The 7,525-nt window shown below is 46.6% G+C and carries 10 protein-coding genes; 6 read left to right on the forward strand and 4 right to left on the reverse strand.

All coding sequences use genetic code 11. From position 1 onward, the window contains the following. Together JKY90_00330 and JKY90_00335 are read left to right on the forward strand one after the other, a co-directional pair. The coding region (locus JKY90_00330; GenBank protein ID MBL4850720.1) for a DNA polymerase III subunit epsilon at window positions 1–422 on the forward strand (422 nt) is incomplete at its 5' end. Further along, entirely contained in the window at window positions 407–817 is a 411-nt protein-coding gene (locus JKY90_00335) for a PilZ domain-containing protein (GenBank protein ID MBL4850721.1), read from the forward strand. The genes JKY90_00330 and JKY90_00335, both read left to right, overlap by 16 nt. 113 nt (window positions 818–930) lie before the next feature. On the opposite strand, the gene JKY90_00340 is transcribed toward JKY90_00335, so the two are convergent. From JKY90_00340 to JKY90_00355, 4 genes are all read right to left on the reverse strand, one after another. Beyond that, window positions 931–1,371 carry a SufE family protein gene (locus tag JKY90_00340; GenBank protein MBL4850722.1) on the reverse strand — a complete coding sequence of 147 codons (441 nt, stop codon included), beginning with the start codon at window positions 1,369–1,371 and terminating at the stop codon, window positions 931–933. Window positions 1,372–1,702: 331 nt separating this feature from the next. Next, window positions 1,703–2,071, reverse strand: a complete 369-nt coding sequence (locus JKY90_00345) for a cupin domain-containing protein (GenBank protein MBL4850723.1) — start codon at window positions 2,069–2,071, stop codon at window positions 1,703–1,705. A 68-nt stretch (window positions 2,072–2,139) separates the two neighbouring features. Next, complete coding sequence (gene bcp, locus JKY90_00350; GenBank protein MBL4850724.1) at window positions 2,140–2,607, reverse strand: thioredoxin-dependent thiol peroxidase; 468 nt, start codon at window positions 2,605–2,607, stop codon at window positions 2,140–2,142. 29 nt (window positions 2,608–2,636) lie between these two features. Then, a complete protein-coding gene (locus JKY90_00355; protein MBL4850725.1) occupies window positions 2,637–3,167 on the reverse strand; it encodes a glycine cleavage system protein R in 531 nt (176 codons plus the stop codon). 129 nt (window positions 3,168–3,296) lie between these two features. On the opposite strand from JKY90_00355, the gene JKY90_00360 reads away from it, so the two are divergent. From JKY90_00360 to purL, 4 genes are all read left to right on the forward strand, one after another. Then, window positions 3,297–4,175 carry a 4-hydroxy-tetrahydrodipicolinate synthase gene (locus tag JKY90_00360; protein ID MBL4850726.1) on the forward strand — a complete coding sequence of 293 codons (879 nt, stop codon included), beginning with the start codon at window positions 3,297–3,299 and terminating at the stop codon, window positions 4,173–4,175. Beyond that, the gene (locus tag JKY90_00365) at window positions 4,172–4,375 is read left to right on the forward strand and encodes a hypothetical protein (GenBank protein ID MBL4850727.1); all 204 of its coding nucleotides are present in this window, start codon (window positions 4,172–4,174) and stop codon (window positions 4,373–4,375) included. The genes JKY90_00360 and JKY90_00365 overlap by 4 nt, the downstream gene beginning before the upstream one ends. A 75-nt stretch (window positions 4,376–4,450) precedes the next feature. Next, on the forward strand, window positions 4,451–5,161 hold the full coding sequence (gene purC / locus JKY90_00370) for a phosphoribosylaminoimidazolesuccinocarboxamide synthase (GenBank protein ID MBL4850728.1): 711 nt from the start codon (window positions 4,451–4,453) through the stop codon (window positions 5,159–5,161). A 16-nt stretch (window positions 5,162–5,177) separates the two neighbouring features. Further along, a partial coding sequence (gene purL, locus JKY90_00375) for a phosphoribosylformylglycinamidine synthase (protein MBL4850729.1) occupies window positions 5,178–7,525 on the forward strand: 2,348 nt, incomplete at its 3' end.

Consider the following 7,525-nt stretch of genomic DNA (forward strand, 5'->3'; position numbering starts at 1 on the left):
GCTTTGTCGATCACGAATTTAACAAAGTAGGCATGAAGAAAATTGACGGTCAGTGCAGCGTGACTGACACCTTGGTTATGGCGCGTAAACTACATCCTGGCCAACGTAATAGTCTCGATGCGCTATGTGGTCGTTACGAAATCGATAATTCCTCACGCCAACTCCATGGCGCCCTGCTCGACGCTGAAATCCTTGCCGATGTTTATTTGGCCATGACCGGTGGTCAAGTCAGTATGTTGCTTGGTGGAAGGCAGGAATTCAGCGCCCTCAGTAATGAGCCAATCCGTCGAATCGATGCTAATCGTCCGCCTCTGGTCATTATTTCCACTACCGAAGAAGAAGAAATCGCTCATTCCCAGCGATTAGACTTTATAGAAAAGCAAAGCGGCCGCTGTATATGGAAAGAATGGCAAACAAAGTAGAGAAAATTAAAGTGATACCCAAAGTAACGTCAGGCGAACGCCGCCGTGCGCAACGCATTGCTAACGGCCAAAATAATAGTCATATTCTATTACGACTCCACGTTGGTGACGATGGTCAAGAGACCGTCCACGCAGCAGATGTGTCTAAAAGTGGTATTGGTCTTAAAGCGTATTCGCCGGTACGTATTGGCACTCCGGTACAGTTAGAGTTTAATACCGGTGATTGTGATATTACGCGTTATGGCAAAATCACCTGGTGTTCAAAAGAAAACGATCAAACCGAGTCGCAAGAGGGCAGGTCTTTTCGCCTGGGTGTCAGTTTTGAACCTAATAACGCTGAAGCCGATACCTTGTTTTACCTGGCTGTCAAACAGCGCATCGTGAGAGACGACTAGAGCGTGTTAACAGGCCGCCCCTTGGGGCGCCGGTCGTTTTTATCCGCCAAGATTAAATCCGCATTAATGAGCAAGTGTGTACCGATATTGGCGACCTATTATTATGGTTACGACTAGGGCTCAAGTTTATGTCGTTGTTTTATAGCGGCGGCAAACAATTTAATTTGTTTAAGCATAGCAACCAAGCCGTTTGATCGGGTGGGTGATAAATGCTCATGCATGTTAATTTTGCTAATGAATTCAGGCTCAGTGTTAACAATTATGTCCGCAGTCTGGTTCGAATAGACACGAACCAATAGTGCAGCGAGACCTTTGACAATGGCGGCATCACTATTGACACGATAAATTATCTTGCCGTTTTCTTCGTTAGCCATTAGCCAGACTTGTGACTGGCAACCTTTGACCAGGTTTGCTTCGACCATCTCATCAGCGTCGAGCTGAGGTAGGTCGCGGCCAAGATCGATAATGTATTGATAGCGCTCGATCCAGTCTTCGAATAAAGCAAATTCGTCAATAATATCTTGTTGTATGGCATGGATGTTTTGATTGGGCATGGGATAAACAGGTGTTTCTCAATAACGGCAGCTAAAAAAGTATTATACCCCAGGGGTTCACTTCAATGCCCCCTTGAGGGGTACACGTAGTGCCGCCCGATTGAGAGCTCAGTCTGAAATTAGTATTTGTGGCCGTTTCACTACGGGTAAAGACAACGCGACCTTTCGCGATTTTATACTACCGTGAATCGATATAATTTCAGTATAGTTAGTGGACATTCCTGCCATTAAAAATGGTAAAGCTATTGCTAGGAGCTTTGGCGCGACTCATTAAATCGGCTGCGGTAGGGGCTGGGAGCCCCAGATTTTGGTAATCTGCTGAACTCACTTGTTACTCACCCACTTTATTTGGAAAAGAGATCTCAAGTACGACACATCCTCCTTCAGTTTTAAAAGGGCCATGCAATTCACCAGGTGGCCTGCTTGCGTAATGCCCAGTTTCCAACCACATATCAAATGCCTGATCGTAAAGACGACCACTTACGATAAATATTTCTTCAGGATATTCGTGACTTTTAGCGCCAAATTTAATTGTATCTGCGCCAGCATAAAACCGAGTTAAACGTGTGTATTCTCCTGTTTCGTGATCAATGCTCAGAGTCAATTCTTCAGCGACCCCTTCAAGCCCATCTATTGATTGCCACTTACCTTTATTTTCAGCGCACAGTGGGTTCCAATATTTGATCGTATTTTTTGCCATTTTCTTAGTTTTCTTATTTGTCTAACGCCATGTTTGCCGGCAAAAAATAAAAGAGTCTGCTGGCAAGCTCAAAGCACTTTAACCTCCTCCAGTACCTCATCGACATGGCCTTTGACTTTGACTTTACGCCATTCTTGTCGAAGCACGCCTTTTTCATCGATTAAGAAAGTGCTACGTTCGATGCCCATATATTTTTTGCCATAGAGACTCTTTTCTTTAATGACGTCGAATTGATTGCAGAGTGCTTCGTCAGGGTCAGATAATAGGTCAAAAGGAAAGCACTGCTTAGCCTTAAAATTCTCATGCGATTTTATGCTGTCACGTGAGATACCAAAAATTACTGTGTTCAACTTTCCAAATTGCTTGATGTTATCGCGAAAGTCTTGCCCCTCGGTCGTGCAGCCAGGGGTGCTGTCTTTGGGGTAAAAATAGAGTACGACGTTTTGACCTTTTAGATCATTTAGTTTGATGATTTGTTCGCCGGTGGCTACAGCGGTAAATTTAGGCGCGGCTTTGCCGACGATGGGTGCGCTCATGGGGGTGCTCCTTTAAATAAGGTCAGAATCTATTTCTTAATCGGTTCAATGACAGCATCGAGATTGTATTCGTCGCAGAAGCTGAGAAATTGCATACGTAGTTCGCTAAGGCTGAGTTGTGATGGTACATCGATAGCAATGTTCATGGAGAACATGGCGGTGCCAGTATGGGCTGCATGGTAGCTATCTGTGCTGAGATCTTCGATGTTGATCTGACGCCGTGAGAAGAAATCAGTGACATGGTGGACGATGCCAGGGTGGTCGATAGCGACCACTTCGACTGCATACGGCATTAACGTTGGTTTCGTCTCGCGCGGCTCGGTGCGTGTCAGGGTGACCGCCAGATCAAGTTCAGCAGCGGCAGTTTTGATCGCATTCTCCAGTTTGGCAATGTGGTTCCAGTTGCCGGCGGTCATCATGATGACGCTGAATTCGCCGCCAAGCACCATCATACGGCTGTCTTCGATGCTGCAGCCGTTATCGAGCACGATCTTGGATATTTTTTGTACAATGCCAGGCTTGTCGTGACCAATGGCTGAGATAATGAGGTAGTTTTGCATAGTCTTGCCTAAGTAATCTGGAGTTACATATCGCTGTGGTAAAAAAACGCTATAGTACCAGCAAATGCTTGAGTAAATAGACTTTCGTCGGTATCATTTGGCGCTCTTTCTCCCTGCACGAGTCCTGTAATGTTTCAAGGTAGTATGGTCGCGTTGGTCACGCCAATGGCGGGTGACGGCGCAGTCGATTATCCCAGTTTGCAAGAGCTGGTCGAATGGCACGTGCAAGCGGGAACCGATGCCATTGTTGCTGTAGGCACGACCGGTGAATCTGCCACCTTGGATGAGAAAGAGCATTGCGACGTCATTCGTCATGTCGTTCAGTACGTTGATGGGCGTATTCCAGTGATTGCGGGGACTGGGGCAAATTCGACCCGTGAGGCGATTGCTCTTAGTCGTTGCGCCCAACAGGTGGGTGCCGATGCCTGCTTATTGGTGACTCCCTACTATAATAAACCTACGCAAGAGGGTTTGTACCAACATCATAAGCTGATTGCTGAAAGTGTTGAGATTCCACAGATTTTATATAACGTTCCGGGTCGTACAGCGTGTGACATGTTGCCTGAGACGATTGCACGTTTAGCTAAAATTGACAATATTGTCGGCGTAAAAGAAGCAACAGGTGATTTATCGCGCCTTGATCAGATTCGGCTACTGACAGGTGACGATTTCGGGATTTACAGCGGTGATGATGAGACCGGTACTGCCTTTATGTTGCGAGGGGGTAACGGCGTCATTTCAGTCACGAATAATGTTGCACCAGAGGCCATGGCAACGATGTGTAAGGCAGCATTGGCAGGGGATATAGCCGAGGCAGAAAGAATTGACCAAAGTCTGCGCGCATTACACAAAGAGTTGTTTGTTGAGTCAAGCCCCATTCCAGTCAAATGGGCATTACATCGAATGGGCAAGATTGCGATGGGGATTCGTTTGCCGATGACACCATTAGATAAAAAATTTCACGCAGTGATTGAAGCCGCACTTAAGCAGGCAGGTATTAAGCTATGATAGTTCCTATCAATCGTTATTTTTTTCGTATTGTTACTATTGGGTTTTTTGCGGCAACTATCACATCATGTGGTTTGCTAAAAAGTGATGGTGCAGAGTATGGAAAAAGCACCTCCAATGTTCCACTGCAAGTGCCTAAAGATTTGCAAGAGCCAAATCGTGATGCCGCACTGATTGTTCCCGAAGAAACGAACGAATAGCTAACTCATTAGTTAAGTCACGCACTTCCTGCGTGTTGCCCCTATATTAACGGAGTCCCGGTCGCTGATATGTCCATTGTTGTTTTAGATGAGCTGTACTCAGGTAAAGCGAAAACACTTTACCGCACTGATGACCCTGATATATTACTGATGCGATTTCGTAATGATACGTCAGCCTTTGATGGCGAAAAAGTCGAGCAACTTGAACGTAAAGGTGCAGTGAACAACAAATTCAATGCGTATATTATGAAGGCATTGCAAGCGGCAGGTGTTGAAACCCATTTTGTTAGCTTGGAGTCAGATCACGATTCCTTGGTGCGACCGATGGAGATGATACCAGTAGAGTGCGTGGTGCGTAACTACGCTGCGGGTAGCTTATGCCGCCGTCTTGGTACGGAAGAAGGCATGGCGCTATCACCGCCTGTTTTTGAGTTTTTTCTCAAAAACGACGCCTTGCATGATCCAATGATTAATGATTCGCATATCATTTCTTTTGCTTGGGCTAATACCGATGAGATTACAGCGATGAAAGCGGTGACATTGCGTTGTAATGAAATTTTATTGAAGCTGTTTGGTGATGCTGGCTTATTGTTGGTCGACTACAAGCTAGAGTTTGGCCGTTATCAAGGGCGGTTGGTTTTGGGTGATGAATTCTCACCGGACGGCTGCCGCTTGTGGGATGCTAAAACACGCAAGAAGCTCGATAAAGATCGTTTTCGTCAAGGTCTTGGCAACGTAATTGAGGGCTATGAAGAAGTGGCGCGACGTATTGGTGTCGTGCTCTGACAGCCGGTAATTTCTGATGACCTCTATTTTTTTACAAGGATTCTCTGCATTTTCTGAGTTTCGTCGCGCACAGTTATTGACTGCATTGCAAACGCTGCAATCATCAATAAGCGCTGTCGATGTCTACGCATTTTATCTATTACAGACAGCACATGATTTGTCATCAGAACAGATGTTTTTGGTGCGCAAAATACTTCAAGTTGATGAGAACAATATTACGGTTAAGCCTGGCCAGAGCCTTAGCTATGTGGTGCCGCGACCGGGAACGATTTCGCCTTGGTCGACCAAGGCCACTGATATATTGCATAACAGTGGTTTAGCAGCAGTCAACCGTGTTGAGCACGGTCGATTGTATGTGATTAGCTCATCTAAAGATCTGAGCTCACAGGAGTTAGAAACACTCTATCTCTTATTGCATGATCGTATGACGGAATCGATTTTTGTCAGCGCTGAAGAATCATCTACGGTATTTACCTCAGGGCAGCCTGCGCCATTGGCTCATATCGATGTGCTTGCCTATGGTTTAAGCGCCCTACAAAACGCTAATAGTGAGTTAGGTCTAGCGCTCAGCGAGCAGGAGATGGAATACCTCGTGGCCGCGTTCACTGATTTAGGCCGTAACCCGACCGACGCCGAGCTAATGATGTTTTCGCAGGCAAATTCTGAACATTGCCGCCACAAAATATTTAATGCTAGCTGGATTGTCGATGGTGAAGCGCAAGCCGATTCTTTGTTTGACATGATCCGCAATACTGCTAAATGTAGTCCAGCAGGCTTGTTATCAGCTTATAAAGATAATTCCGCTGTTGTTACAGGACACAATACCCAGCGATTTTTCGTTGATAATGGTGAATACCACTACCATGATGAAGCCTCGCACCTCTTGATGAAGGTCGAAACCCATAATCATCCCACCGCCATCTCGCCGTTCCCCGGAGCAGCCACCGGCACCGGTGGTGAAATTCGTGATGAAGGTGCAACCGGTCGCGGTTCACGTTCAAAGGCAGGTTTAGTTGGCTTTACCGTGTCGAACCTGAATATCCCCGATGCAAAAAGACCGTGGGAAGTGAATTATGGCCGTCCCGAACGCATAGCCAGCGCGTTCGATATTATGCTCGAAGCGCCCATTGGTGCTGCTGCATTTGGTAATGAATTTGGTCGGCCGAATCTATGTGGTTATTTCAGAACTTACGAACAAACAGTATCGTTTGAATCAGGTGATGAACTACGTGGTTATCATAAACCGATTATGCTGGCCGGTGGTCACGGTAGTATTCGTGCCGACCACGTAGAGAAAAAACAGTTAGGCGAAAATGTTCATATTGTTGTGCTGGGTGGGCCAGCCATGTTGATTGGTCTTGGTGGTGGCGCGGCATCGTCAATGGACAGTGGTGCCAGCAGCGAAGCGCTGGATTTTGCCTCAGTGCAGCGTGGTAACCCCGAAATGCAACGCCGTTGTCAGGAAGTGATTGACGCCTGTTGGGCGCGTGGCGATGCTAACCCTATCGCCTCTATTCACGACGTTGGCGCAGGCGGTATTTCCAATGCCGTGCCAGAGATTGTTAACGACTGTGATCGCGGTGCAAACCTTCAGCTCGATAAAATTTCGCGCGCTGATGAAAGTTTATCGCCAATGCAGCTATGGAGTAACGAATCGCAAGAACGTTATGTGTTAGCCATTACCGATGATGACCTTGCGATATTCGAGGCTCTTTGTCAACGCGAGCGTTGTCCCTATGCCATCATTGGTAGTGTTACTGACGACCAGACACTAAAACTCTACGACAGTGAATCAGATAAATTTGTTATCGATATCCCCAATAATTTGTTGTTCGGTAACACGCCACGAATGCAACGACAATGTATACGTAGTCAAGAAAAGCCAAAATCGTTTATTACGCCTGACGTGAGTATTGATGAAATGGTGGCGAGAGTGCTGCGCTTGCCCTCTGTTGCCGATAAAACTTTTTTAATTACCATTGCTGATCGCAGTGTCGGCGGCTTGGTCTCGCGTGATCAAATGGTTGGTCCTTGGCAAGTGCCTGTCGCCGATTGCGCGGTTAGTGCCGCCAGCTTTAACGATAACAAAGGCGAAGCCATGGCACTGGGCGAGCGTTCGCCTATCGCCGTAATTGATGGCCCTGCCTCGGGCCGTATGGCATTGGCCGAGTCCATTACTAATATTATTTCAGCACCCATTAAGCAACTCAGCGATATTAAAATGTCGGCCAATTGGATGGCCGCCTGTGGTGACAATAAAGAAGACGCGGCTTTATTTGATACGGTAAAAACCATTGGCATGGAGCTCTGTCCAGCTTTAGGTATTGCAATACCGGTTGGCAAAGATTCACTGTCAATGAAAAC

Source organism: Gammaproteobacteria bacterium (assembly GCA_016765075.1).
GTDB lineage: Bacteria > Pseudomonadota > Gammaproteobacteria.

Coding starts and splice junctions, on each gene's coding strand:
- JKY90_00335 (MBL4850721.1), top strand. CDS start 407: ATGGCAAACAAAGTAGAGAAAATTAAAGTGATACCCAAAGTAACGTCA.
- JKY90_00340 (MBL4850722.1), bottom strand. CDS start 1,371: ATGCCCAATCAAAACATCCATGCCATACAACAAGATATTATTGACGAA.
- JKY90_00345 (MBL4850723.1), bottom strand. CDS start 2,071: ATGGCAAAAAATACGATCAAATATTGGAACCCACTGTGCGCTGAAAAT.
- bcp (MBL4850724.1), bottom strand. CDS start 2,607: ATGAGCGCACCCATCGTCGGCAAAGCCGCGCCTAAATTTACCGCTGTA.
- JKY90_00355 (MBL4850725.1), bottom strand. CDS start 3,167: ATGCAAAACTACCTCATTATCTCAGCCATTGGTCACGACAAGCCTGGC.
- JKY90_00360 (MBL4850726.1), top strand. CDS start 3,297: ATGTTTCAAGGTAGTATGGTCGCGTTGGTCACGCCAATGGCGGGTGAC.
- JKY90_00365 (MBL4850727.1), top strand. CDS start 4,172: ATGATAGTTCCTATCAATCGTTATTTTTTTCGTATTGTTACTATTGGG.